Consider the following 1,936-nt stretch of genomic DNA (forward strand, 5'->3'; position numbering starts at 1 on the left):
CCATTCTTATTTTAAATGACTATATTTTCTTTGCTGTAGCAACGCGACGGGCAGGGATGCCCGTCCTACTCATTACTGAAGCGACGGCTTTTTGTTTCCCGCGCGGGTTTAATGCGCTTTATGCGAGGTGCTGTACACGATTTTGTCTGTCCAGGCCATGGCGATGGCGGAGACGAGAAAACCCATGTGGATAATAAACTGCCACATCATCTGCTTTTCCGAAAGATTGGACGCATTCAGGAAGGTTTGCAGCAGGTGGATGGAGGAAATGCTGATGATGGACATCGACAGCTTGACCTTCAACACCGATGCGTTAACGTGCGACAGCCATTCCGGCTGGTCGGGGTGTTTGTCCACCCGCAGGCGCGAGACGAAGGTTTCGTAGCCGCCGATTAGCACCATAATCAGCAGGTTGGCAATCATCACCACATCAATCAGGTTCAATACCGCCAGCATCACGGTGTTTTCGTCCATCCGGTTGAGATTGACCACCAAATGCCACAGCATTTTCAAAAACTTATACGCATAAATCGCCTGTACCACCACCAAGCCGAGGTAAATCGGCAGCTGCAGCCAGCGGCTGGCAAAAATCAGACGGCCCAGGATATTGTGGCGGACCTTATCGGCCTGCGCTTCGGGGATAGGGTGTTCCATAATCAGCTGTCAAAAGGCAAAGCGCGTATTGTATAGTGAATTCAAATCAAAAATCTACAGCATCGGCGGGGGCGGTATCGTTTTCATTTTATTTCGCGATAAATAGCGTGCGTTTGGGATAAATAATTTGAGCTATTCTTGATATTTCAGTAACCTATTCCCTCCCCCGTCTTTAACGGGGGAGGGTTAGGGAGGGGGTAGTTGCTTGACAGGTCACTTTAGGTCGGCCACCCCCATCCTAACCTTCCCCCGCAGGGGCGGGGGAAGGGACAGATTGCTGAATTTCAACGGATGCTATATTGTTCAACCATTTTTCTTATCCCAAACACACGTTAAATAAATCCTTGTATCACTTCACAAGGCGCGAAAGCGCGGCGGGCGGCTTTTATGCCGTCTGAAAACAGATATTCAGCACGCGGCGGGTAAATGGACGGAGCGGGGCAGCTCTGTTAGACTGTTTCATTTTGCATCGTGCGCGGCGGATGGTGATGGAAGAGACCCTGTATTTCCTGATTGTTATCGGTTTTCTGGCCGGATTGATGGATGCCGCCGTGGGCGGCGGCGGCCTGCTGCAAATTCCCGGTCTGTTTAATATTCTGCCGCAGAACACGGGCGTGCCGACCGTATTGGGCGTGGGCAAAGTGGCGTCGTTTTCGGGCACGCTGACGGCCACCTGGCAATATGTCCGCAAGCTGCCCGTACCGTGGAAAATGCTGCTGCCCGCCGCGCTGCTGGCTTTTGCCGCGTCGTATTTGGGCGCGAAATCGGTGGCGTATTTCCCCACCGAATACATGAAGCCGGTGATGCTGGTAATCATGCTGGTGATGTTTGCCTACACGTTTTGGAAAAAAGATTTGGGGCAGGTGGTGCGCACCACGGCGCTGACGCGCAAAGAAATGCTGTGGGGCTTGTTTTTCGGCGCATTAATCGGCTTTTACGACGGCATTTTCGGCCCGGGCACGGGCAGCCTGCTGGCTTTTGTGTTCGTCCGCTTTTACGGCTACGATTTTCTGACGGCCAACGCCTCCGGCAAAGTCATCAATACCACCACGAATTTCGCCGCGTTGACCTTTTTCGTGCCCGGCGGCTATGTGGTGTGGGCGTGGGCGGTGCCGCTGGCTTTGGCAAACCTGGCCGGCGGCATCATCGGCGCGCGGCTGGCGATGCGCGGCGGCACCAAGCTGCTGCGCTACGGCTTTATGGTGCTGCTGTGTTTGATGATCGGGCGGTTTGCCTGGGATTTGTGGGTTTAGTGCGGAGCGTGGGCGCGTTCGGTACACAA

The 1,936-nt window shown here is 53.9% G+C and carries 2 protein-coding genes; one reads left to right on the forward strand and one right to left on the reverse strand.

Features of this window, described 5'->3' with window-relative positions:
* Nucleotides 1-108: 108 nt before the first annotated feature.
* On the reverse strand, nt 109-654 hold the full coding sequence (locus tag BDE01S_RS10255; RefSeq protein WP_066081198.1) for a TIGR00645 family protein: 546 nt from the start codon (nt 652-654) through the stop codon (nt 109-111).
* A 482-nt stretch (nt 655-1,136) separates the two neighbouring features.
* Between BDE01S_RS10255 and BDE01S_RS10260 the strand changes: the two genes are divergently transcribed.
* Nucleotides 1,137-1,907 carry a sulfite exporter TauE/SafE family protein gene (locus tag BDE01S_RS10260; RefSeq protein ID WP_066081201.1) on the forward strand — a complete coding sequence of 257 codons (771 nt, stop codon included), beginning with the start codon at nt 1,137-1,139 and terminating at the stop codon, nt 1,905-1,907.
* Nucleotides 1,908-1,936: the final 29 nt, after the last annotated feature.

Origin of the sequence: Bergeriella denitrificans NBRC 102155 (assembly GCF_001592185.1) — a bacterium.
Lineage (GTDB): Bacteria > Pseudomonadota > Gammaproteobacteria > Burkholderiales > Neisseriaceae > Neisseria > Neisseria denitrificans.

Excerpts from the sequence above, each read along its gene's own strand:
- BDE01S_RS10260 (WP_066081201.1), top strand. The coding sequence starts at position 1,137 with ATGGTGATGGAAGAGACCCTGTATTTCCTGATTGTTATCGGTTTTCTG.
- BDE01S_RS10255 (WP_066081198.1), bottom strand. The coding sequence starts at position 654 with ATGGAACACCCTATCCCCGAAGCGCAGGCCGATAAGGTCCGCCACAAT.